The sequence below is a fragment of the Paracoccus sp. UBA5162 genome (assembly GCF_002413585.1).
In the GTDB taxonomy this organism is placed as follows: Bacteria; Pseudomonadota; Alphaproteobacteria; order Rhodobacterales; family Rhodobacteraceae; genus Paracoccus.
On sequence record NZ_DHXG01000094.1, the window covers coordinates 4553 to 28087 of the forward strand.

The 23535-nt window shown below is 62.9% G+C and carries 21 protein-coding genes; 8 read left to right on the forward strand and 13 right to left on the reverse strand.

The genetic code is table 11. The features are described from left to right. Positions 1-1087: aldehyde dehydrogenase family protein (locus B4A72_RS15250; protein ID WP_292979039.1), on the forward strand; the 1087-nt coding region annotated here is incomplete at its 5' end. Positions 1088-1131: 44 nt separating this feature from the next. Here the strand turns inward: B4A72_RS15250 and B4A72_RS15255 are convergent. Genes B4A72_RS15255 through B4A72_RS15275 form a run of 5 tightly spaced genes read right to left on the reverse strand, consistent with a single transcriptional unit; the run spans position 1132 to position 5986 of the window. After that, entirely contained in the window at positions 1132-2193 is a 1062-nt protein-coding gene (locus B4A72_RS15255) for an Ldh family oxidoreductase (RefSeq protein ID WP_292979040.1), read from the reverse strand. Between the two features lie 4 nt (positions 2194-2197). Further along, positions 2198-3064 carry an ABC transporter permease gene (locus tag B4A72_RS15260; protein WP_292956170.1) on the reverse strand — a complete coding sequence of 289 codons (867 nt, stop codon included), beginning with the start codon at positions 3062-3064 and terminating at the stop codon, positions 2198-2200. Beyond that, a complete protein-coding gene (locus tag B4A72_RS15265) occupies positions 3061-3870 on the reverse strand; it encodes an ABC transporter ATP-binding protein (RefSeq protein ID WP_292956167.1) in 810 nt (269 codons plus the stop codon). The genes B4A72_RS15260 and B4A72_RS15265 overlap by 4 nt, the downstream gene beginning before the upstream one ends. Continuing rightward, complete coding sequence (locus B4A72_RS15270) at positions 3867-4901, reverse strand: ABC transporter substrate-binding protein (RefSeq protein ID WP_292979042.1); 1035 nt, start codon at positions 4899-4901, stop codon at positions 3867-3869. The genes B4A72_RS15265 and B4A72_RS15270 overlap by 4 nt, the downstream gene beginning before the upstream one ends. A gap of 53 nt (positions 4902-4954) precedes the next feature. Next, the gene (locus B4A72_RS15275) at positions 4955-5986 is read right to left on the reverse strand and encodes a fumarylacetoacetate hydrolase family protein (RefSeq protein ID WP_292956161.1); all 1032 of its coding nucleotides are present in this window, start codon (positions 5984-5986) and stop codon (positions 4955-4957) included. A 28-nt stretch (positions 5987-6014) separates the two neighbouring features. Between B4A72_RS15275 and B4A72_RS15280 the strand changes: the two genes are divergently transcribed. Together B4A72_RS15280 and B4A72_RS15285 are read left to right on the forward strand one after the other, a co-directional pair. Then, the gene (locus B4A72_RS15280; RefSeq protein ID WP_292956158.1) at positions 6015-6689 is read left to right on the forward strand and encodes a FadR/GntR family transcriptional regulator; all 675 of its coding nucleotides are present in this window, start codon (positions 6015-6017) and stop codon (positions 6687-6689) included. Positions 6690-6874: 185 nt separating this feature from the next. Continuing rightward, the gene (locus B4A72_RS15285; protein ID WP_292956155.1) at positions 6875-7558 is read left to right on the forward strand and encodes a fumarylacetoacetate hydrolase family protein; all 684 of its coding nucleotides are present in this window, start codon (positions 6875-6877) and stop codon (positions 7556-7558) included. A gap of 233 nt (positions 7559-7791) precedes the next feature. On the opposite strand, the gene iolG is transcribed toward B4A72_RS15285, so the two are convergent. The 4 genes from iolG to B4A72_RS15305 form a co-directional block, all read right to left on the reverse strand. Then, the gene (gene iolG, locus B4A72_RS15290) at positions 7792-8796 is read right to left on the reverse strand and encodes an inositol 2-dehydrogenase (RefSeq protein ID WP_292956152.1); all 1005 of its coding nucleotides are present in this window, start codon (positions 8794-8796) and stop codon (positions 7792-7794) included. A gap of 79 nt (positions 8797-8875) precedes the next feature. Beyond that, positions 8876-9706: an ATP-binding cassette domain-containing protein gene (locus tag B4A72_RS15295; protein WP_292956149.1), complete on the reverse strand. Its 831-nt coding sequence runs from the start codon at positions 9704-9706 to the stop codon at positions 8876-8878. 11 nt (positions 9707-9717) lie between these two features. Continuing rightward, a complete protein-coding gene (locus B4A72_RS15300; protein ID WP_292956146.1) occupies positions 9718-10794 on the reverse strand; it encodes an ABC transporter permease in 1077 nt (358 codons plus the stop codon). A gap of 92 nt (positions 10795-10886) precedes the next feature. Continuing rightward, entirely contained in the window at positions 10887-11831 is a 945-nt protein-coding gene (locus B4A72_RS15305) for a sugar ABC transporter substrate-binding protein (protein ID WP_292956143.1), read from the reverse strand. Between the two features lie 491 nt (positions 11832-12322). Between B4A72_RS15305 and B4A72_RS15310 the strand changes: the two genes are divergently transcribed. Then, entirely contained in the window at positions 12323-13321 is a 999-nt protein-coding gene (locus tag B4A72_RS15310; protein WP_292956140.1) for a LacI family DNA-binding transcriptional regulator, read from the forward strand. Positions 13322-13334: 13 nt separating this feature from the next. Here B4A72_RS15310 and B4A72_RS15315 read toward each other — a convergent pair whose 3' ends face one another. From B4A72_RS15315 to B4A72_RS15325, 3 genes are read right to left on the reverse strand one after another with little or no spacing between them, the layout of a single operon-like run. After that, positions 13335-14468 carry a Gfo/Idh/MocA family protein gene (locus B4A72_RS15315; protein ID WP_292956137.1) on the reverse strand — a complete coding sequence of 378 codons (1134 nt, stop codon included), beginning with the start codon at positions 14466-14468 and terminating at the stop codon, positions 13335-13337. A gap of 12 nt (positions 14469-14480) precedes the next feature. Next, positions 14481-15374, reverse strand: a complete 894-nt coding sequence (locus B4A72_RS15320) for a sugar phosphate isomerase/epimerase family protein (RefSeq protein WP_292956134.1) — start codon at positions 15372-15374, stop codon at positions 14481-14483. Positions 15375-15392: 18 nt separating this feature from the next. Further along, the gene (locus B4A72_RS15325; protein WP_292979044.1) at positions 15393-16496 is read right to left on the reverse strand and encodes a Gfo/Idh/MocA family protein; all 1104 of its coding nucleotides are present in this window, start codon (positions 16494-16496) and stop codon (positions 15393-15395) included. Between the two features lie 118 nt (positions 16497-16614). On the opposite strand from B4A72_RS15325, the gene iolD reads away from it, so the two are divergent. Genes iolD through B4A72_RS15345 form a run of 4 tightly spaced genes read left to right on the forward strand, consistent with a single transcriptional unit; the run spans position 16615 to position 21160 of the window. Next, positions 16615-18483, forward strand: coding sequence for a 3D-(3,5/4)-trihydroxycyclohexane-1,2-dione acylhydrolase (decyclizing) (gene iolD, locus B4A72_RS15330; protein ID WP_292979046.1), 1869 nt, complete (start codon positions 16615-16617; stop codon positions 18481-18483). Further along, a complete protein-coding gene (gene iolC / locus B4A72_RS15335; protein ID WP_292956125.1) occupies positions 18483-19463 on the forward strand; it encodes a 5-dehydro-2-deoxygluconokinase in 981 nt (326 codons plus the stop codon). Before iolD ends, iolC begins: the two co-directional genes overlap by 1 nt. Before the next feature lie 12 nt (positions 19464-19475). After that, positions 19476-20333 carry a 5-deoxy-glucuronate isomerase gene (locus tag B4A72_RS15340; RefSeq protein WP_292979048.1) on the forward strand — a complete coding sequence of 286 codons (858 nt, stop codon included), beginning with the start codon at positions 19476-19478 and terminating at the stop codon, positions 20331-20333. Continuing rightward, positions 20330-21160: a class II fructose-bisphosphate aldolase gene (locus B4A72_RS15345; RefSeq protein WP_292956119.1), complete on the forward strand. Its 831-nt coding sequence runs from the start codon at positions 20330-20332 to the stop codon at positions 21158-21160. Before B4A72_RS15340 ends, B4A72_RS15345 begins: the two co-directional genes overlap by 4 nt. A gap of 297 nt (positions 21161-21457) precedes the next feature. Here the strand turns inward: B4A72_RS15345 and B4A72_RS15350 are convergent, their stop codons facing one another. After that, on the reverse strand, positions 21458-23236 hold the full coding sequence (locus B4A72_RS15350) for a phosphatidylserine decarboxylase family protein (RefSeq protein WP_292956116.1): 1779 nt from the start codon (positions 23234-23236) through the stop codon (positions 21458-21460). Between the last annotated feature and the right edge of the window lie 299 nt (positions 23237-23535).

Sequence of the window (23535 nt, forward strand, 5' to 3'; positions counted from 1 at the left end):
GGCGCTGGCCGACGAGGAACGCGATATCCCCGGCGGCACGGGTGTGGTCCATTATTCGCCACTGGGCGTCATCTACGGCATCCAGCCGTGGAACTTTCCCTGCTATCAGGTGGTGCGCTATGCCATCGCCAACCTGATGGCCGGCAACGGAGTTCTTCTCAAGCACGCCGAAAACTGCACCGGATCGGGGCTGTTCCTGCGTGATCTGATGCAGCGCGCGGGATTGCCGAAGAACCTGTTTACGGTCCTGCTGATCGATCACGACCAGTCCGATCTGGTCATCGAGAACGATCTGGTGCGCGGCGTGACGCTGACGGGCAGCGACGGGGCCGGTCGGATCGTGGCCCGGAAGGCGGCCGAGAACCTCAAGAAATCCGTTCTCGAACTGGGATCCAACGACGCCTACATCGTCCTGGATGACGCCGATATCGACAGCGCGGTGGAAGCCTGCGTCGCGGCGCGGATCTACAATAACGGCCAGACCTGCGTGAACGGAAAGCGGTTCATCGTCACGGCAAGGAATTACGATGCTTTCGTCGAGGGCTATTCCCGGAAGATGCAGGCGATCGAGATGGGCGACCCGACGGACGGCCGGACCGGGCTAGGCCCGCTGGCACGCAACGATCTGCGCGACAAGCTGGCGGCGCAGGTGGATGAAAGCGTCCGGAAGGGCGCACGGGCCGTGGTCGGCGGCAAGACGCCCGACCGCAAGGGCGCCTATTACCCCGCGACCGTGCTTGTCGACGTGAAGCCCGGCCAGCCCGCCTATGACGACGAGTTGTTCGGCCCCGTGGCCTCGATCATCAGGGCCGAGGACGACGAGGACGCCATGCGTATCGCCAATGACAGCCGCTACGGCCTCGGCGGCGGCATCTTCAGCCGCGACGAGGGCCGCGCACGCAAGCTGGCGGCCGAACAGTTCGACACGGGCATGATCTCTCTGAACGGGTTCAACCTCGCCATACCCAACATGCCCTTCGGAGGCGTGAAGAATTCGGGCTACGGGCGCGAACACGGCGGCTTCGGCATGAAGGAATTCGTCAATGCCAAGTCGATCTACATGATGGATGCCGCTGCGGACGCCTGACGCGGGATAACGCCGAAGCGGGCAGGCGGTCCGTCACCGGCGGTTCAGCCCGCCCGATCCGGCGCAAAGGGCGGCGGCAATCCGCAATCGGCCGCAATCGCGTTCAGGTCACAGCAAAGCGCGCGGTCGAGCGTCAGGCCATGGCTGCGGCGCGCCTTGGCAAGGGCCGTCTTGCCATCGCCGGGCAGCCGCACCGGGTCATGTCCGGGCAGCGGGGGCGAGGCGCGCATCTCGTCGAAGACCCGGGCTGCCTGTCTGGCAAAGGCATCGCCGCTGCCGAACGCCTTCGGGTCAAGCGCCACGACGAATTGCCCGGTATTCGTGGATGAGGTCGTGTCCTTCGTGAAGTCGACCACATCCGATCCGAAGGCCGCGCCGTTCATGATTCCCGCCATCAGCCCGATGGCCACCGACAGGCCAAAGCCCTTTGAGCCGCCGATCGGCATCAGAAAGCCTTCGGACTTCCGGGCCGGATCGGTCAGCGGCTTGCCGTCGCGCCCGACCATCCAGCCTTCAGGCATCGGTCTGCCCTGTTGCAGCAAGGTCTTGATCTTGCCCATCGCGGCCACCGTCGTCGCCATGTCGAACACGAACGGGTCAGGGCCTGCGGCGGGGGCGGAAAAGGCGATGGGATTGGTGCCGAGAAGCAGATCCGTTCCCCCATGGGGCGGCACGTGGTTGGCGCTGCCCACGGCGGCGGCCATGCCCAGCATCCCGGCTTCGGCCTGAGGACGGACATACAGCGCCAGCGGCCCGGCGTGATTGCCGCGCCGCACGCCGACCCAGCCGATCCCGACGCTGCGCGCCTTGTCGATGGCCAGGTCGCGGGCGGCGGCCATGGCGAGGTGGCCAAGCCCGTTATCACCGTCGATCACGGCTGTCGCGACGGTTTCCTGCGCGACAGCGATCGTCGGTGTGGGGTTGTATCCACCGCCCGCCAGGCGCGCCAGATACTGACGCAACCGGAAAACGCCGTGGGTGCCGTGGCCGTAGACATCCGCCTCGACCATCAGATCCGCAACCTTTGTCGCGTCCGCATCGGGCACCCCGCGCGCCCCCAGCGCGCGGGCCACGAAATCACCCAGCGCCTCGACGGATATCGCCATGCCCTCAGGCATTGTGGGATCCCACGGTTTCCTGCTGCCAGAACACCACCTTTCGCTGGGTCCACTGCACGATCACATAGAGCGCCAGGCCGATGAGGCTGAGATACAGAATCAGCGAGAAGACGCGCGGTGTGTTGAGTTGTGAGGCGGCAACGCGGATCAGTTCTCCGAATCCCTTGCCGCCGCCCAGGAATTCGCCGGTGATCGCACCGGCCATGACGCCCACGGCGCCGATCTTGATGCCGGTGAAGATCTGCGGCAGACCCGTCGGCAGCTTCATCTTGATGAGCGTCTGCATCCGGCTTGCGCCCATGGTCTTGAACAACATGCGCGCGTTTTCATCCGCAGCATGCAGCCCGGCCGCTGTGCCCACGACAATCGGAAAGGTCGCGATGAACGCCGCCAGCGCCACCTTGGATTCGATGCCGAATCCAAGCCAGGCAACGAAAAGCGGCGCGAAGGCCACCTTTGGCATCGTGTCGATGGCGACCAGGTAAGGCATGACCGCCTTTTCCCCGAACGCGGTTTCGCCCACCAGCACGCCAAAGGAAAACCCGATCAGGATTGCCAGCGCGAAGCCATAGAAAACCTCCTTCATCGTGATCCAGAGCGGCTCCAGCATGTAGCCGGCGGTCAGAAGATTCTGACCGACAAACAACACGTCCTTCAGCGTTTCCATCGGGGTCGGCAGGATGATCGGCGAGACGAAGCCAAAGCTTGTCACGAACTGCCAGGTGCCGATGAAGGTCACGAACACGAAGGTCATGGCAATCCAGCGCGGAACCGAATCGATGAAGGCGACTTCCTGAACCCAGACGGTGTCCTGCACCGTCTCGGCATCGGAGGGCTGATTGGTCTGATACTCGGTCACATGTCCTCTCCCTTGTCCAGCATGCCGCGAATGTGATCGACGATCTCGCCGAACTTCGGCGTCGTCATCATGTCCAGCGTCCGGGGCCGGGGAAGATCGACGGTCACGATCTCGGCGATGCGGCCGGGGCGCGGTTTCATCACGATGATGTCGTCGGACAGAATGACGGCTTCCTGAATGGAATGGGTGACAAGAAAGGCGGTGGCGTCCTGTTCGCGACAGATCCGCTGAAGTTCCATGTTCATCATGTCGCGCGACAGCTCGTCCAGCGCGCTGAACGGTTCGTCCAGCAGCAAGACTGCCGGTTCGGTGATAAGCATCCGACAAATCGAGGCGCGCTGCGCCATGCCGCCGGACAGCTCGTTGGGATAAACGTTCTCGAAACCCTTGAGGCCCACGATGTCGAGAAGCTCGTGGGCCTTGTCCATCGCCTTCCTGGCGGCCGCCTTGCCGTCGCGAATTTCGATCGGCAGGACGATGTTTTCAACTGCGGTCTTCCACGGAAACAGCGTGGCCTGCTGGAACATCATGCCGATGTCCCGGCGGGGCCCCGTCACTGGCTGATGCTGCAGGATCACCCGGCCCCTTGTGGGCGGGATCAGCCCGGCCATGATCTTGAGCAAGGTCGACTTGCCGCAACCGCTGGACCCGATGATCGAGGTAAAGCTGCCCTTGCGCAGGGTGAGACTGACGTCTTCAAGCGCGATCACACGGTTGCGCGCATAGGTCTTGCTGACCTTTGTCAACTCGTAGACCGGCGCGCCAAGAGGCGCGCCGGAATAGTCGTGTGCAACGGCTGTGTTCATCCGCCCGCGGCCTCGCTTCCAAGCTTCGCGAACTCGTTCGTCCAGGCGGCGTCCAGATCATCAAGCGGGCTGGACAGCTCGCCGCCCGCGATCAGCGATTCCTGCCATTCGGCCCAGACCTCGGCCGGATACCAGCCAAGATGCGGGCTGCCCTCGGGGGGGATCGTCTTGGAGCGGACCGCGTCGAAAAGCGCGGACTGGAATTCCTTGTCCTCGCCTTCCTGCGGATTGCCGTCCGCCAGATGACCGAGAACCTTGTCGCGGTTCGCATCGTCGAGGGCGAAGGCATGTCCCTTGGCAAAGGCGCGGCTCCAGGCTTCGACCAGCGCGCGGTCGTTGGCGATAGTATCGGCCATGGTTGCGATGCCGTTCCCGAAGAAGCGGCCGAACTCCTCGGGGGTGATATCCCGCACGGCCATGCCACGCTGATTGAGGATGGCGGTATCGGCGGTCGATGAAGAATAGGCGTCGATTTCGCCGTTCAGGAAGGCCGCTGTCGCCGGACCACCGTCGCCGACGGTGAGGAAGTCGTAGTCCTGACCCTCGGTCATGCCTGCACCGGACATGACGTTGCGGGCAAACCCGACCTCGGCGCCGTCGGCCGTGCCGGTGCCGATCACCTTGCCGCGCAGCTGGTCGATGCTCTGGAAGTCGGAATCGTCCTGCACCGCGATGCCGAAGTTGCTGCGTGCGGCGACGTTGTAGATGTGCACCGCGTCCACACCACGGGACCGCGCCGCCAGCAGCGGACCGGGACCGGGGCGTCCGAACTGCGCCTGACCTGCGGAAAGCGCCTGCAGCACGGCGCCGGACCCGTTGATCGCTTCCACGTTGACGTTCAAACCCTCTTGCGCGAAGTACCCTTCGCCGATGGCGACGAACACGGGAAAAGAGTTGATGGCGGACGGGCTGGGCTGAACGAAGGTGATGTCGCGCATGGTCTGTGCCAGCACCGATTTGCCCAGAAAGCCCGTGGCCGGAACGGCGGCCAGCAGTGAGGCGGTAAACGCTCTTCTGTTGATCATGGTCATTTTCCTCCCGTTTATGGTTCTGCCTTTCGCCGCCTCCTCTGCGGCGGCGGGCGCTATACGGCGCGCACGGTGTTGCAAAGCGTGCCGATTCCCGAAATCCTGCATTCGACCGTGTCGCCGTCCTTGAGGAACCGCGGCGGCTCCATGGCATAGCCGACGCCGGATGGCGTGCCGGTGGCAATAATGTCGCCGGGCTCCAGCGTCATTCCTTCCGACAGCGACGCAATCAGCGTCGGGATATCGAAAATCATGTCGGCCGTGGTGCCATCCTGACGTTGCTCGCCATTGACCCTGGTCCCGATGGATAACGCGTGCGGGTCGGCGATGGCGTCCGCGGTTTCGATCCAGGGGCCGATCGGACAGGATCCGTCCAGTCCCTTGCCTTTGAAATACTGGCCGCCGTGGCGACGCTGGATGTCCCGTGCAGAGATGTCGTTGAGGATCGTGTATCCGAAGACGTGATTCATGGCATCGGCCTTGGCGATGTTCCGGCCGGCCGTCCCGATCACGACGGCCAACTCGACCTCGTAGTCGATGCATTCGGACAGGTCCGGGAAAACCAGGATGTTTCCGCCTGGCGGAACGATGGACGTGATCGGCTTGCTGAAAAAGACCGGATGCCGGGTCACGCCCACATCCTGTTTCTGCGCGCGGTCGCCCTCGGCGATGTGTTCCGCGTAGTTTCGTCCGACGCAAAAGACGTTCTTCCGCGGGGCCGGTATCGGTGCAAGCAAGGCCGCGTTCGCCGGCGCAAGGGCGTCAGCATGGTTCCCGGCCTCGGCATCGGCCACCAAACGTCCAAGCGCGGCAACCGCTTGGTCGCCGCCTTCGATGAGGCCCTGCATCGAACCGGCCCGAAGCGCGTCGGCACCCGATCCGGAAATACCCCGAGCGGCTTTCGCGATGTCCAGCCTTTTGCCGTTCTTCAGAATTGCGACGCAGACGTCTTGTTCGCCCACGGAAATCGTTGCCAGCCGCACTCGGCATCCCTCCCTCGTGATAACATGTGGCGTCAGAGCGAACAGAACTGCGACTCGCTGCCACATTCTTGAGGAAATGTTTGAATATCTCTCGGAAGCGATCAATCAACCAATTAGGGAATTGGGAGAGATCATGACCACCGATCTGACAAAGAGGCTTCGGGATCTGATCGACGATGCCGGGTATCGGCACAACGACCGGATCCCGCCGGAACGCGATCTGTGCATGCGCCTGGGCACGACGCGGAACCAACTGCGCAAATCCTTGTCCGAACTGGAAGCGCAAGGCCGTATCTGGCGTCATGTCGGTCGAGGCACCTTTGTCGGCGCGCGACCCGTTCTCAATCTTCAGGACGTGACCTATCTGCGCGACCAGATCAAACCCGAACAGGTGGTGACCGTTCGGCTCAACATCGAGCCGGAACTGAGCCGGCTGGCCGCACAGCACGCCGGCAAAACCGACTGCGAACAGATGAAGCTATGTGCCGAAAAATGCAGGAACGCCGAAGATTGGCGCGCATACGAGGCATGGGACAACCATCTGCACCACGCCATCGCGCGGGCCACCCGGAACCAGCTGTATCTCTATTTCTTCGAGACGCTGAACTCGGTGCGCCGGTCCATCGTCTGGGGGCAACCGCGCGAAACCCGCGCGCCGGCCACCGATTATTCCAGCTTCCGCGAACACGATGAAATCGTCGCCGCCATCATCGCCGGTCAGGGCGAACTTGCCGCCATCGCGATGCGGCGTCATCTTCGTTCGGTCTATTCCCGCGTCTTGCCCGGCAATATCCCCGAGGACGGCTGAGGTCGCCGGATGCCGGAACCAATCTGGAAAATGGTTGTTCGTGCGACCCTCGCGACCACTTGCCAATCATGCGCGAATTCTTCGAATAATCGGTCGAAGGCGCCGTCTTCTCGGCCGGCGTGAAAGACGTCGCGCGATCAATCACGGATCGGGTCTTCGACCACCAAGCGTTCAGGAGAACAGCAATGCCGGATCATGTCATCCCCACACCGCAAGCGCATGTCATTCCCGCCGGGGACGGCGGCAGCTTTCCCGTGCGGCGCGTTTACTGTATCGGCCGCAACTTTGCGGCCCATGCGGTCGAAATGGGGCATGATCCCGATCGCGAGCCCCCGTTCTTCTTCCAGAAGAACCCCGACAACCTGGATCCATCGGGCGAATTTCCCTATCCGCCCCACTCGTCGGATGTTCATCACGAGGTAGAACTGCTTGTCGGTCTGAAATCCGGCGGCACGAACATCCCGCTGGACCGGGCTCTGGATCACGTCTGGGGTTATGGCGTTTGCCTTGACATGACGCGGCGCGATCTTCAGGGCGAGGCGAAGAAGCTGGGTCGCCCGTGGGAAATCGGGAAGGCATTCGAACGCTCTGGCCCGGTCGGTCCGCTGCGGCCTGTCTCCGAGGTCGGCCATCCCGATCAGGGACGGATCGAGCTGAAGGTCAACGGCGAGCTGCGGCAGGAGGGAGACCTGAACCAGATGATCTGGAAGGTGCCCGAGATGATCTCGTATCTTTCAGAATATTTCGAGCTGGCGGCCGGCGACGTCATCATGGCCGGAACGCCGTCGGGTGTGAACGCCATCGCGAAGGGTGACGTGCTGGAAGCCGCGATCGAAGGCGTCGGAACGCTGACCGTCAAGGTCGTCTGATTTCACAGGGACAGATCCGGCCGGGGCGACGCTGCATGCGATGCCTCACCATCGTCTTTTCCATGCACCTGCTTTCAAGGGCTCGGCGCAAGGACCAATCTGCGCGATACTGCTGCGTGTGCCGCAGGATCGACATTATCGGACTGGACGCGGGTTTCGCCAGGCACCGCCCGCCGGCTTGCACCTTGGAGGCCCGATCGCGCATTGGCCGGTGACGAATTCGAACGATTTGCTCAAGGCAGCACCTCCGAAATCGAGACCAGCCGCTTTTCGGCGACCGAGCGGGCTGCCGCCTCGGCGAGGACGAGTGCCATCAGGCCATCATGGCCGGTCGTTGGCGGCAAGCCGCCGCTCTCTATCACCTGCACGAAGGTGGCGATCTCGGCCGCGTAGGCCGCGCTGTAGCGCGTCATGAAAAAGTCGAGAAGCGGGGGGCGCGTGAATCCGCCGGCATTGGCCAGCGTGGTCCGGGATTGGTGGATGTTCTCGACCGCAAGCGCCCCTTCAGAGCCCAGCACTTCGATTCGCTGGTCGTAGCCATAGGTGGCGCGGCGCGAGTTCGTGATCGTGCATTGCCGACCGCCGGCCGTCCGCAGGATGACGCTGACGCTGTCATGGTCGCCCAGGCGCCCGATCTCGCGGTCGACAAGCACCGAAGCCGCGGCCTGCACCGATTCCACCTCTTCTCCAAGCAGCCAGCGGGCGACGTCGAAGTCGTGGATGGTCATGTCCTTGAATATGCCGCCCGAGCGTTCGATATAGTCATAAGGCGGCGGCCCCGGATCGCGCGAGGTCAGCGTCACCATCTCCACGTTGCCGATATGGCCGGCGTCGATTGCGGACTTCAGCGCCAGGAAGTCGGGGTCGTAGCGGCGATTGAAGCCGACCATCAGCGTCGTCCCCGTCTCCTCGACGACGGCAAGGCATTGCTGGACGCGCGCCACCGACAGGTCCACCGGCTTTTCGCAGAATACGGCCTTGCGGGCCCGGGCGAACCGATCGATCAGGTCGGCGTGGGTGTCGGTGGGCGTACAGATAATGACGGCATCGACGTCCTGCGCGGTTTCGATCTCGTCGATGGTCCGGACGCTGGCGCCGTATTTGCCGGCGAGCGCCTGGGCCGCATCGGCGACCGGATCGGCGACCGCGACGCATTGTGCGCCATTGGTGGCCGCGACCGCTTGCGCGTGGGTCTTGCCGATGCGGCCAGCACCGAGGATGGCGAGCCTGAGAACCATGATGAATCCCTTTGGCGGGCGCAGTCTGTGCGCCGGTTTCTGATTGGAAGGATCCGCGACGAATCCCTTGCGGAAAATCTCAGGCGGTTTCGGCGTATTCCGGCTGGGTCTTGGCGCCGGTGATGTAGGCGACGACATCCTCGCCACTGGTGTCCTGCTTGCGCAGGTTGGCGCAGATGCGGCCGCGGCGCCAGACCACGATTCGGTCGCAGAGGTCCATCACCTGCCGCATGTTGTGGCTGATCAGGATCAGTGGCTCGCCCTGTTCCTTCAGCGTGCGGATGATGTTTTCGACCTGAACGGTTTCCTGAACCCCAAGCGCGGCGGTCGGTTCGTCCATGATGGTCAGCTTGGAATGGAAGGTGGCGGTGCGGGCGATGGCGACGCATTGGCGCTGGCCGCCCGACATGTGCTGGATCGTGTTGCGGATGTTGGGGATCTTCACGCCGGTCTTCTCCAGTCCCGCCAGCGTGGCCTTTCGCATTCCCTTGTAATCGAGGATCGAGAACGGCCCAAGATTGAACTTGCGCAATTCGCGACCCAGGAACAGGTTGTCGGGCACATCCAGATGATCGGCCAGCGCAAGGTTCTGGAACACCGTCTCGATGCCGGCCTCGCGCGCCGCCAGCGGCCCGTCGAACTCGACATAATCGCCATTGAACCAGATCCTGCCGGCGGTCTTCTGTTCGACCGCGGTGATCTGGCGCACGAAGGTCGACTTGCCGGCCCCGTTGTCGCCCATGATCGCCACGTGCTCGCCCTTGCGGATCTCGAAGTTGCAATCCACCAGCGCGTGAACGCCGCCATAATGCTTGGTCAGCCCCTCGGTTCGCAGGATGACCTCGGCCGGTTCGACCCGCGGATGCGGCGCCTCGGCGCCCGAGATGTTGGTCTGGATATCGCTGGCCATGATGTTCTCCCTCAAGCCTTTGCCGCGGCGCGTTTCTGGCGCCACTGGTCCAGAACGACGGCACCCACGATGATCGCGCCCTTGACCATCTCCTGGTAGTAGGCGTCGAGGCGCAGGAAGGTGAAACCCGAGATGATCACCCCGAAGATCAGCGCGCCCAGCACGGTGCCGAGGATCGTCCCGCGGCCACCCTGAAGCGAGATTCCCCCGATCACGGCCATCGCGATGGCATCGAGTTCATACATCAGGCCCATGCCGGCCTGGGCGGTCAGGTTCTTGGAACTGAGCACCAGCGCGGCGATGCCCGCCAGCAGACCGGCGATGGAATAGACCAGAACCTTGTGTCGCGCGACCTTGATGCCGGACATCCGCGCGGCCGCCTCGTTCGAGCCGATGGCATAGGTGTGCTTGCCATAGACGGTGTATTTCAGGATCAGGTGAAACAGGATCGCGAGGAACATGAAGATGAAGACCGGCATCATGCCCGATCCGATCGCCGTGTAGCTTTCCGTCGGGAAGGATACGGGCTGGCCCGCGGTCCACCACTTCGCGACGCCGCGGGCCGACACCATCATGCCAAGCGTCGCGATGAAGGGCGGGATACCCGTATAGGCGACAAGCAGGCCGTTGATCAGCCCCGCGACCAGACCGCAGGCCAGCGCCACGATCATGGGCACGATCAGCGGCAGGTCGACCCAGCCCTGCTCGAAAAAGACCGCGCGGCTATTCTCGATGCCGTTGATCTGGCCGACCTGGGCAAAGCTCATGGCGATCATTGCCGTTGCACCGACGACAGAGCCTGACGACAGGTCGATCCCGCCGGTGATGATCACCTGCGTCACGCCGAGCGCGATGATTCCGATGATCGAGACCTGAAGGATGATGATCTGCAACCGCGCGGTGTTGAACAGACCGTCGATGTTGTCCCGCGTGTTGAACAGAAAGCTGTCATTCATCAGGAACCGGCCCAGCACTTCGAACGCGAGGACGATCAATGCCAGGCCGATGGCGACGCCGGCCTCGGGCGGCAGACCGCGTTTCGATGCGTCAAAGGCAAGTCCGCCGACCCCATGTGGTGATTCCGCCATCTCGGGTTCTCCTCCTTGCCCGGCCTCACTGGCCGGAGGTCGGGAGACGGCGCGGAATTGCGCCGCCTCGGGGCCTTTCGAGCGTGAAACGCTCAGTTCTGGGTGGTGAAGTCGGACATGTTCTCGGGCGTCACGAGCTGGAACGGGATGTAGACCTTGCGATCGACTTCCTCGCCACGCGCCAGCGCCAGCGCGGCATCGATCGAACCCGCGCCCTGCCCGGCGGCGTCCTGAAACACGGTCACGTCAAGTTCGCCCGCCGCCATCGCAAGGAGCGCATCGCGAGTCGCGTCGATGCCACCCACGACCACATCCTCCATCGCGATGCCCGAAGCCTTCATCGCCTGGATCGCGCCGATGGCCATTTCGTCGTTGTTGGCGATGACGGCGTCGAATGGCTGGCCGGTTGACAGCCAGTTCGTCATCATGTCCTGCGCCTCGTCGCGCTGCCAGTTCGCCGTCTGCCTGTCGATGACGTCTATCTCGACCGCGCATTCGCCGCCTTCGATCACGTCGCTGATGTCCTGCGTCCGAACCACGGCGGCCTGGTTCGACAATTCGCCCATGAGGATATAGATCTCGGCCGGATCCTTGCCGGCGGCGCCCAGCATATCGCAGATCGCGACCGTTTGCAGCGACCCCGATTCGCGCTCGTCCGAGCCGACGAAGGCCTGGTTGTCCGGCATCGAATCGACATTGATCGGTTCCCGGTTGACATAGACAAGCGGCACACCCGCCGTATTGGCGGCGTCCGACATGGCCTGCGTGGCCGAGGTATCGACCGGATTCACGATGATCGCGTCGACGCCCGAGGCGATGAAATTGTTGATCTGGTCAAGCTGCTTGCCGACATCGTTCAGCGCGTCCTCGACCTGTATATCGACATCCTCGAGGCTGCCGGCGTATTCCATCATGCCGTTTCTGAGCACGGTCAGGAAATTGTCGTCGAACGATGACATCGATACCCCGATCGATTCGGCCATCGCCGCCGTCGAAAGGAGCGACACCAGCCCCCCTGCAATGATCGTTTTCTTCATCTTTCCTCCTCCATTGGTGTCCGGCTCACCTTGATCAATGCCGGATCATGCCGCTTTTTGTGGCAAAGCGGGTTCCAGGCGGTCGCGGCAGCGACCGACATGTTCAGCCGATGTTTGGAACCGTCATGGCATTGATGGCAAAGGACACCATGTTCTGTCGAATTCCGGTTGGAGCTGTCCCGCCATGACGGTCAGATCCGGTTCGGGATGAAGAAACCGGCAGGCCGGGCGCCGGACTTGTCCGGTCGCGCGCAAGCCCGGCCTCACGATCGGCTGTGACGCAAGAAGCTTCGCAAGTCCGGATTCCATCCCCATCTCCCGGCTGTCCCGACCTTCAGGGCGGAGCCCCAACATTCCGAGATAGAAGTAAACATAGATTGACGCGAATTGCAACCGGTTGCAAATACTGGCTGGCAGTTTTATTCATGTCACCGTCGGGCAAACGCATGTATGAGTCCGCCGTTCACCATTTTTGCGGAGGCGATCACGGGATGCCGGTGACTCTGAAGGATGTCGCTGAAAGGGCGGGTGTCTCGCGCTCTGCGGTTTCGCGCACCTTCACGGATGGCGCATCGGTTTCCACGACAATGCGCCGCAAGGTGGAAAAGGCCGCAAGAGAGCTTGGCTACAGTCCCAATGCACTGGCTTCCTCGCTGACCACGGGCCGGACCAAGCTGATCGGCCTGGTTTCCAACAACTTCCTCAATCCGATCTTTCTGCAGGTCTTCGACCTTTTTACCCGCGGCCTGCAAGACCGGGGATTGCGCCCCTTGCTCGTGAACCTGTCGAACGAAACGGATCCGGAAAATTCGGTTCGCATGCTGCGGCAGTATTCCGTCGATGGCGTGGTCGTCGCCTCATCCACTCTGCCTTCGGATTTCGCCATGGCCTTCCGGGATGCCGGCGTGCCGGTTGTGCATGCCTTTGGCCGATATTCCTCCTCGCCGAAGGTCCATGTTGTCGGGATCGACAACCGCGAAGCGGGCCGATTGGCCGCGCGCACCCTGGTCGAGCGCGACTATCGCGACATCGCCTTTCTTGGCGGACCCGAGATCGCGACCTCGACCCAGGACCGGTTTGCCGGGTTCATGTCCGAACTGGCGGCGCATCCGAAAATCCGGGTCAGCCATTCCTTCGCCCTCGCCTATTCCTTCGACGCCGGACGTCAGGAGATGTTGCGCCTGCTGAAGGCCGGGCCGGCCCAGGCCTATTTCTGCGGCGATGACGTCCTGTCCATCGGCGCGCTCTCGGCCATCGCCGACAGCGGCTATTCGTGCCCTGCGGATATCGGGATCATCGGCTTGAACGACATGGAAATGGCCCGATGGGAGAACATCAACCTGACCACGATCCATCAACCGATCGAGCAGATCGTCACCTCGTCGATCGAACTGATGCTGGCATTGCTGAAAGACCCCGATCGCCATCCGGAGGCGCGGATCTATTCCTGCCCGGTGGTCGAGCGGGGCACCCTGCGCGCCCCTGCCTGACCGATCGGCGCGCTCAGCGGAACATCGGCGGCCGGGCCTCCGTCCAGGCGCCGCTGGCTCTTGCCGAGGTCACGGCCGCATGGACCGCCGCCATCGAGCGCACACCCGCCGCCGCGTCGGGCAACCCGTCGCGGGGCTCTCCGGCGATGGCATCGGCCAGGTCGCAATAGATATTGGCCACGGCGAGGGGGAAGCCCTCGGGGTGGGCGACAGCCACGCGAGACAGGCGCCGTGCTTCCTCGTGCAGCCCGCTTTCGCCCTTCTCGATGATCTGCGTGCGGCCACCCAAGGGCGTGTAGATCAACTGGTTCGGCTGCTCGGACGCCCATCGAAGCCCGCCCGTCTCGCCAAAGACCTGGACGTCGAAACCGTGCTGCCGCCCGATGGCCACGGACGAGGTCCAGAGCCGGCCGACAATGCCGCTCTCCATCCGAAAATTGACCATCGCATCATCCTCCAGCGCGCGGCCCGGGATGGTGGAGGCGAAATCGGCCGAGAGCCGTTCCACCTCGTCGTCGCACAGGAAACCGGCCATATGCAGGGCATGGATGCCGCAATCGGCGAACTGGCCGGAAACCCCTGCCATCTTCGGATCATAGCGCCAGCGGATCCGGGGGTTGTCGGCATCCTTGGCGTCGCCGTGATGGCCGTGGCTGAAATTGGTGATCACCAGGCGAACCTTGCCGATCTCTCCCGCCCGGACCATGGCGCGGGCCTGGCGGATCATCGGATAGGCCGAATAGCAATAGTTGACTGCGCAGATCCGGCCGGATTTCCTGGCCACGCGGACGATTTCCTCACCCTCCTCGACGGTCATGGTCATCGGCTTTTCGCAAAGCACGTTGAACCCGGCTTCGAGAAAACCTTTGGTGATCTCGAAATGCGTGGCATTCGGGGTGGCGATGGTCACAAGATCGATGCGGTCGGCACGGCCTTTTTCGGCTGACAGCATCTCCTGCCAGTCGCCATAGGCGCGGTCGGCCGCGATTCCCAGCCGCCGCGCATAGGCGCGTCCGGCCTCGGGTCGGTGGTCAAGCGCGCCGGCGGCGAATTCGAAACGGCCATCGGCCAGCGCGCCCAGCCGGTGGGCCGGGCCGATCTGACTGCCTTCTCCGCCGCCGATCATGCCCCATTTCAGCTTGGTCATGGCCTGTTCCCCTTACTTGAAGCCGATGGATTCGAGATATTCGCGGTTCGCCCCGGCATCCTTGATCGGCGAGACATCGAGGGTGGGATCGCAGTCCTGCTCGACCGTGCACCAGCCCTCGAAGCCGGCGTCCAGCAGGACCTGGCGAACGGCCGGAAAGTCCACGTCACCCTCACCGAGGTTGCAGAAGATGCCCTGTCCGCAGGCATCATAGAACCCGGTGCGGTTCCGGATCGCCTCGGCCTTTACCCTCGGGTCGATATCCTTGAAGTGCATGTAGGAAATTCGGCCGATATGCTTTTTCATGAAGGCCACGGGGTCGAAGCCGGCATAGGAATGGTGCCCGGTGTCGAAGCAGATCCCGAGGATCGTCTCATCGACCTCGTCCAGCAGGCGTTCCAGTTCCGGCTCGAAGTCCAGGAAACCCGCGGCATGGGCATGAATACCCACCGTCAGGCCGTATTCCTCGGCCCCGATCCGCGCGCTTTCGGCGATTCGGTCGCGGAAGGCGATCCATTCGGCGCGGTCCATCTGTTCGGCCTCGCCGGCACGGCCGGCGGTGGGCGCGCGGCGCGGCGAGATGGAATCGATCAGCACCAGATGCTGGGCCCCATGGGCCCTGAGCGCGCGCGCAGTGCGGTGGGTGGCGTCAAGCACGTCCTTCCAGGCTTCGGGGTCATGATAGGGGCGGAAGACGACGCCGCCGATCAGCTCGAGCCCGTGTTCCTCCAATGCGTCCGACAGGATCCCGGGATCCTCTGGCATGAAGCCCACGGGGCCGAGTTCGATCCCCTTGTAACCCGCCGCAGCGCATTCTGCGAGAACGGTCCGCCATGCCGGGTTCCGGGGATCCTCTGCGAATTCCACCCCCCACGAGCAGGGCGCGTTGCCGATTCTGATGGTCATGCCTGCGTTCTCCGGTGATCAGAAATCTTTGATGTCGGTCCAGGTCCCGGCGTCGGCCGAGGCGCGCATCGCGGCGATGACCCGATTGACCTCATGCCCGTCGCGAAAGCAGGGCCAATGCGGCTGACCGGTCTCGATCGCATGCAGGAAATCCCTGGCCTCGATGATGATCTGGTCCTGGTAGCCGGTGCCATGGCCCGGCCCCTGGCAGAATGGCGCGTAGTCGGGATGCGCCGGACCGGTCAGGATCCTGGTGAAGCCGCGCTCTGCCTCGGGGCCCTCCATCCGGTAGAGCCAGATCGCATTCTGGTCTTCCTGGTCGAACCGGATCGCGCCCCTGGTGCCGCTGATTTCATAGGCGAAACCCATCTTGCGGCCGGTCGCGATGCGCGAGAAATACATCTGCCCCATCGCGCCGTTCTCGAACCGGCACATCATCTGGGCGTGATCGTCGTTGCTGACCTCGCCGCCGGGGCGCGTCTTGTGAACGGTCTCGTAGCTGCCCGCCACCGAGATGATCGGCCCCATCAGCGCCAGGGCGCCGTTGACCATATGCGGGGCAAGATCGCCCATCGTGCCATTGGCCATGCCGCTGGTCCGCCAGGTGGCCGGGGCCTTGGGGTCGGCCAGGAAATCCTCGGTATGTTCGCCCCGGAACCAGGTGATTTCTCCGATCTCTCCGGCGGCGACGAGGTGACGGGCGAACTGACTGGCGGGGGTGCGGATATAGTTGAAGCCGACCATGTTCACGACGCCCGCATTCTCGGCCGCGGCGACCATGGCGGCGCTGTCCTCGAGCGAGGCACCCATGGGTTTTTCGCAGAAGACCGCTTTGCCCTGCGCGAAAGCCGCCTCGGAAATCATTCGATGCGTCTCTTGCGGCGTGGCGATGACGATGGCTTCGACGCCGGGATCGTCGACCAGGGCCTTCCAATCCGAAGTGGCGCGGGCAAAGCCGTAGGCGGCGCGATAGCGTTCCGCGCTGTCGGGGGACGAGGCACAGACCATTTCGAGCCGGGGCCGCAGGGTCGTGTCGAAGATCGCGCCGACCGCGGACATGGCCACGGCATGTGCCTTGCCCATATACCCGCCGCCCAGAATGCCGATGCCGATTTGGGTCAAGCTGTCCTCCTGCCAGATTTTGATTGCAACCGGTTGCAAAAAACGTATCGTGAGAATCGACAACTCGCAAGCTGCATTCGCCAGCGATCGGAAATATTCAACGGGGGTTCGCGCAGAGATGACCGCGTCCAACGACACCATCCGGCTGACCACGGCCCAGGCGATCATCCGCTGGCTGTCCAACCAGTTCATCGAGATCGACGGACGGGAAATGCGCGTCTGCGGCGGCGGCTTCGGCATCTTCGGGCATGGAAACGTCACCTGCCTGGGCGAAGCCCTGAACCGCGTCCATGACCAGTTGCCGCTGTATCGCGGACAGAACGAACAGGGGATGGGCTTTGCCGCCGCGGGTTATGCCAAGCAATGGCTTCGCCAACGCTTCATGTTCTGCACCGCCTCGGCCGGGCCGGGCACGGCCAACCTCTTGACCGCGGCAGGGCTTGCCCATGCCAACCGGCTGCCGATCCTGATGCTCTGCGGGGATACCTTCATCACCCGCCTGCCCGATCCGGTGCTTCAGCAGATGGAGAATTTCAACGACCCGACCTTCGGGGTAAACGACGCCTTCAAGTCGGTCAGCCGCTACTGGGACCGCATCTGCCATCCCGCGCAGGTCATCCAGTCGCTGCCCGCGGCCCTTGCGACCATGCTGGATCCCGCCGATTGCGGACCGGCCTTTATCGGATTGCCGCAGGACGTGCAGGGCTGGACCTATGATTATCCGGCCAGGTTCTTCGACAGGAAGGTGCACCGAATCCGCCGCCAGGCACCCGACGTCGCCGAAATCGCCGATGCCGTCGCGGCGCTGAAGGGGGCCGAACGGCCGATGATCATCGCCGGTGGCGGGGTGCAATATTCCCGCGCCGTGGCCGAACTGACCGCGTTTGCCCAGGCGCACCGGATCCCCGTGGTCGAGACCATCGCCGGGCGCGCCAATCTGGTGGCCGCGCATCCGCTCAATATCGGACCGATCGGCGTGACCGGATCGACCAGCGCCAACGCGGTGGCCGAGGCAGCGGACGTGATCCTTGCCGTCGGCACGCGGCTTCAGGACTTTACAACCGCCTCCTGGACCGCCTTTGCCAAGGACGCGAAGATCGTTTCGGTCAACGCCGCCCGCCACGACGCAAGCAAGCACATGTCCCTGCCGGTGGTCGGCGATGCCAGGCTGGCGCTCGACGCCCTTGCCGAGACACTCGATTACACCGCCCCCGAAGGCTGGGTGCGCTTCGCGCAGGACGAACGGAAAAAATGGGACGCCTACGTTGCCGAGAACGTCAAACCCGGCAACCGGCCCAACTCCTATGCCCAGGCCATCGGCGTCGTGAATGCCCATTGCGATCCGCGAGACCGGGTGGTGGCCGCCGCCGGCGGGCTGCCGGCCGAAGTGACCGCGAACTGGCGCACCCTCGAGACCGGCACGGTGGATGTCGAGTTCGGTTTTTCCTGCATGGGTTACGAAATCGCGGGCGCCTGGGGTGCGCGCATCGCCCAGGCCGAGCAGGAACCAGACCGCGACACCATCACCTTCTGCGGCGATGGGTCATACCTGTTGCTGAATTCCGACATCTATTCCTCGGTGCTCAGCCAGAAGAAACTGATCGTGCTGGTGCTCGACAACGGCGGCTTCGCGGTCATCAACAAGCTGCAGAACAATACCGGGAACGAAAGCTTCAACAATCTTCTGGAACATTGCCCGACAATCCCGCAGCCCTTCGGCGTGGACTTTGCGGCCCATGCGGCCTCGATGGGCGCCGCCGCCCAGAAGGTCGCCAACCCCACCGAGCTGGCCGAGGCCTTCAAGCGCGCCAAGGCATCGGACAAGACCTGCGTGATCGTCATGGAAGTGGACCCCTACGAGGGGTGGACCACCGAAGGTCACGCCTGGTGGGAGGTCGGCACCCCGCATGTCAGCGACAGCGAGAAGGTCCGTGCCGCCCATGAAGAATGGGAAACCACCCGCGCCAAGCAGCGGCGGGGCGTGTGATGGACCGTCTGATCGACGGTATTCGCAAAGGCCGCTTCGTCGTGCTGGGACGCGCCGGCATGGACATGTTCGCCGAGCCACCCGGCACCAAGGCCGAGCATGCCGAAACCTTCCGTGCCGATCTTGGCGGCTCATCGGCCAATATCTGCGCGGGACTTTGCAAGCTGGGAATGCAATCGGCGCTGGTCACCTCGGTCAGCGACGACACCGTGGGCCGCTTCTGCACAAACAAGCTGCGCGGCTACGGCGTTGACACCCGGTATGTGAAGGTTCTGGGCGGCGAGCATCGCGTTTCTCTTGCCGTGTACGAAAGCACGATGGAGGATTTCCAGCTTTGCATCTACCGCAACAACGCGGTCGATTTTCAGGTCACGGAAGCAGACGTGGACCGGGTCGACTACGCCGCCTTCGGCGCGCTTGTCACCGCAGGCACCGTCTTCGCGGCCGAGCCCTCGCGGTCCTCGACCTTCCGGGCCTTCGAGAAAGCCCGCGAGGCGGGCCTGCCGGTGATCTTCGATATCGACTACCGCGCCTATAGCTGGCCTTCGCCGCAGGTCGCCTCGATGGTGCTGATCCGTGCAGGCGAGGAAAGCGACCTGATCGTCGGCAATGACGAGGAATTCGGCTTCATGGCCGGCGGACTGGACAAGGGACTGGACAAGGCCCGCGAATTCGCTGCGGCGGGCAAGACGGTGATCTACAAGATGGGCCACAAGGGCGCGATCACCTTCGCCGAGGGCAGAGAGATCCGTTCCGGAATCTACCCCGTCACAGCTGTCAAGCCCAACGGCGCGGGGGACAGCTTCCTCGCGGGACTGCTGGCCGCACTTGCCGGGGGGCGACCGCTCGAGGAGGCTGTCCTGCGCGGCTCGGCCTGCGCCTCGATCGTGGTCAGCCGACCCGGCTGTGCCCCTGCCATGCCCACCGCGGCCGAGCTTGACGATTTTCTCGCCGCGCATCCCGGCCCCAGCAACACCTGAAAGGAGAGGCAGATGCATATCGCCCCCCATGACAATGCCAACACCCCGATCGTCGATGTCGACCACGACCTCGTGCCGCTGAACTACTTCAACATCGTCAAGCTGAAAAAGGGTGAAGGTTTCGACTATGCCGTTCCGGGCTACGAGACCTGCGTCGTGCCCGCGACCGGCACGGTCGATCTGGATGTCGAGGGCGCGATATTCGAGCGGCTTGGCCGTCGCGGCGTCGATGTCTGGGACGGCGAGCCCGAGGGCGTCTATGTTCCGGTCGGCGCGCGGACCCGGCTGACCTGCGTCAGCGACACGGCCGAAATATTCATCGCCGGGGCGAAGTTCGACAGGGTGCTCGAGCCGTTTGATGTTCGCGAGGCCGAACTCGACCTCGTGCAATACGGCTCGGACGAGACCAAGACCCACCGCAAGATCAAGCACATCCTCGGCTCCAGGCAGCACGGCAGGGTGGGCCGCCTTCTGGTATCGGAACTGTATACCGTCGGGCAAGGCGGCTGGTCGGGCTTTCCCAGCCACAAGCACGATTCCGATCGCGTGGACGAGGACGGGAAAATCGTCGAGACCCGGCACGACGAGACCTACAATTTCCGCTTCCGGCCCGATTACGGCTCGGGCATGCAGATGCTTCAGCGCGAGGACAACGTGCCGGGCGATGCCTATCACATCATGAACGGCTCGACGATCCTGATCGACAAGGGCTATCACCCCTGCGCCGTGCTGCCGGGCTACGAGATGTATTATTTCACCATCCTCGGCGGGCTGAGCCAGCGAAGCCTGAAACAGTATTTCCAGCCGACCCATGCCGAACAATTGCACACGATACCGGGGATCATGGACATGGTGGCCAAGTTCAAATGACTCTGGCGACACTTTCGCAGGTGCTGCAGCCCGCGCTGCGGGACGGATACGCCGTGGCCGGGCTTGTCACCCTCGGCTGGGAGGACATGCGCGCCTATGTGGCCGCTGCCGAGGCCGAGGGGGTGCCGGTGATCCTGCAGGCCGGTCCGTCCTGCCGCGAGCATACGCCGCTGCCCGTGCTGGGCGCCATGTTCCGGCACCTGGCCGAACATGCCTCCATCCCGGTGGTTGCGCATCTCGATCACGGCTACAGCAGCGACGAATGCCGCATGGCCATCGATGCGGGGTTCACTTCGGTCATGTACGACGGCTCGCGCATGCCGCTTGCCAGAAACATCGATGAGACCGCGACCATCGTCGAGATGGCCCACGCGGCGGGCGTGTCCTGCGAGGGCGAAATCGGTTTTGTCGGATATGCTGACGGCGACGCCTCTGCCGGCACGGATCCGACCGAGGCGGCGGAATTCGCACGGGCGACCAACGTCGATGCCATGGCCATTTCCGTCGGCAACGTTCACCTGCAGCGAAACAAGGAGGGCGGTCTCGACGAAGCCCGGATCCGCGCGATCGAGGCCAGGACAGATGTGCCGCTGGTCATTCACGGCGGCTCCGGCGTGCCGGTGACGCAGCGGCGGGCACTGGCCCGCGGCTCAAAGGTCTGCAAGTTCAACATCGGAACGGAACTGCGCATGGCCTTTGGGCAGGCATTGCGACAGGCAGTCATGCAGGATCCCGATCGCTTCGACCGTGTGCAGATCCTCAGGGACATTCATGATCCGCTGGTGACGGCGACTCGAAGCGTGCTGAAGGCTTTCAAGAAAGAGTGATGGACCTCAAGACCGACTTCCCGGATCAAGGGCACGACCCGTCCATCGCCCAAGCCGACAGCAGTGAGGTCGGTCCTGGGCGATCCGCCTTCGTTTGCTGAAGCGTCGCTTGCGCGAGCATCGGGATATTGCCGCCGGCGAAACCTTCTTTGAAGACGTGCAGTTCATTCTGCGCAGATTGCGGATACAATCTGCAGTCTTGCACCGCCGGGTCGGCCTTCAGGATGTTGCGCCGGATCCAGCGCAGGCCATCGACAGGGCGAGCTTGCCTTTGTTGTCGGACGGCAACGGGCGGCGTTATCCGGCCGGAGTGACCGCGACCGAGACCTGGCCTTCGTTGTCGGTCAGTCCCGCGCCATATTTACCGGCAAGGTCGTCGTTGATGACCAGTTGCAGCAGACCGGTTTGACCCTTGGGCGTGATCGCGCCATCGCCGACGAGGAACGGCGGATTGGTCCCGATCCGCCCGATCAGCGCACCCTCCGGCGCCCCGACCATCGCATAGGCAGGCTGGGTCGCGGTGAGGCTGGACCCGTTCGCGTCATAAAGGTTGCCATCGTCGATACCGGGATTTGCCGTCCACAGATTGCCGACATATTTCAGCGCATAGGCGTCGCCTTCATTGACATAGCCGATGCTCTGCCATGGCAGATCGGCAGCGATATCATGGACGACATCCTGCCATTGCCCGATCTGCGACCCGATCAGGGTGATGTTCCCGCCGGTGCTGGCGCTGCCCTTGGGCAGGACGGGCTGCTTCTGGTAGACGTCTCCTGCGGCATTCTGAAAGATCAGCCGCTTGCCCGGTATCTTCTGGAAGATCAGCGCAAAGGAAGATCCGCCATATTCGAATTTGCCCATTTCCTGGCCCTTGCTGACCTGCGGATTCCCGGTCATTGCCGCATCGAACACGATCGATGATACCTCGCTCATTCCCAACGGAATGCAGCAGACATAGCCATAATCGGGGGTCTTGATGACCATGATTCCGCGGGCATTCACCTGCGCCAGATAGGGCAGCGAAGCGGTCGTGGCGCCGGCGAAATCAGGGATCACCAGCTTGTTGAAGAAATATCCCGGAACGGCCAGCGGATCAAACAGGACCTGTCCGTTCACCGGGCACCACCAGCGATGAAAATTGTAGGGGTTCAGATAGGTCTGAAAGATGGACCCGTCGGTAAAAAGATCGATCAGCTTGTGATCGTCAATGATCTTTTGCTGATCGGGAAGCTCGGACGACAGGATGTCGGACAGCGAATACAGCATGTCCTTGAACCAGAATACATCCTGGGCTGCGATGTTCTCGTCCCATCGGAACAGAGAGCCATCATTGGCGCTGACGACGATCCGGTTGCTGTCAGCGGCGGCGACCGGACGCGAGGCGTCCTTGTCCTTGAACTGGCGGGTAAAAAAGGAATTCCAGCTGGTCCAATAGGGCAGGGTTTCGCTGTCCTTCTGCCATACCTCGAACTGATAGGATTTCTTCGCAGCCGATGACAGCCATTGTTCGCCTTCGGTGCCGAACACCCAGTTCGAGGCTGAACTGCCCAGATATGTGTTCCATTCGTTCAGGATATCCGACATCTTTTCGTTGAACATCGGCAGGCGGAACAGGGTCATACCGCTCTGGGTCGGGTCGATTCCCACGACAAGCGCGGAAAACGGCAATCCGACCAGTTCGTTGTCGATGAATTGCGGTGTCTGGGTCAGCAGGGTGTTGAACGCCTGCAAAAGCTCATCCTTGCTGGCAATACGCGGGAAATTGACAGCTTCGGCCGCCGCCAGGTCGGACACGTGGATATTGCCGTTCTGCTTGCAGGCATCTTCGATCAGATAGGTGAGGACCGGATTGTCGCTGAGCAGGTCGTCCATGGCCTGCACGCTGGGCTGATATTCGGTCGGTTCGGTATTCAGCACCTGATCCAGAAACAGCCGCATCGAATTGCTGGACGGATGGGGAAGCCAGCTGCTGACCAGATTGAACGGATAATGCGGATCGGAATCCATCTGGTCATGGATATGATCGACGCTGCTTCCGCCCATCTTTCTGGCGGCCGAGACGGACGAAATTGTCATGGCTGGTCAATCCTTTTGATCGGTGAGGGCCGCGTTGTCCAGGAATCGATTTTAGCAAGTCATGTCATAGTGTTAGCCAAAAACTCGCCTTAAGCAAGAATTTTCGCGATTTTTTTACTTACGGGTCAAAGCGCGTTTCTCAATTCGGAGTCTGTGATATTCGCATCGGGAATCATGGTGCGGGATGGCGATATTCCCGCAGATCCGGACGCCCGGACCGCGCGACTGCCCGGATGGCCGGCGGCCACATCGCCGCGCCCGCCGTAAGCCCCGGATTCAGGGATCCGGCAAAACGGCTG